The organism is Paracoccus sp. UBA889, assembly GCA_002294185.1.
Classification (GTDB): Bacteria; Pseudomonadota; Alphaproteobacteria; order Rhodobacterales; family Rhodobacteraceae; genus Paracoccus.
Genome location: DBFD01000013.1, coordinates 3,827 through 4,169, shown reverse-complemented (window position 1 = coordinate 4,169; position 343 = coordinate 3,827). Strand labels below are relative to the sequence as shown.

At 65.0% G+C, this 343-nt stretch carries 1 protein-coding gene; it reads left to right on the top strand.

The genetic code is table 11. The annotated features are described in order from the left end of the window. Window positions 1–38 precede the first annotated feature (38 nt). Window positions 39–343: FGGY family carbohydrate kinase (locus B4L36_RS01430; RefSeq protein WP_292951237.1), on the top strand; the 305-nt coding region annotated here is incomplete at its 3' end.

The window sequence follows — 343 nt, the reverse complement described above, 5'->3', positions numbered from 1 at the left end:
ATTCGGACAGGAAAGACCAGGCAGGAGACACGATCGCGATGACGATTCTGGCAATGGATCAGGGGACGACATCCTCTCGCGCGCTGATCTTTTCCGACGATCTGCGGGTGCGGGCCTCGGCGCAGCAGGAATTCCCCCAGCATTTTCCGCGCTCGGGCTGGGTCGAACACGACCCCGACGATATCTGGACCACCAGCGCCGCGACCGCGCGCGGGGCTCTGGAAAAGGCCGGCAATCCGCGCATCGACGCGATCGGCATCACCAATCAGCGCGAAACCGTGGTGATCTGGGACCGCGAGACCGGTCAGCCCATCCACCGCGCCATCGTCTGGCAGGACCGCCG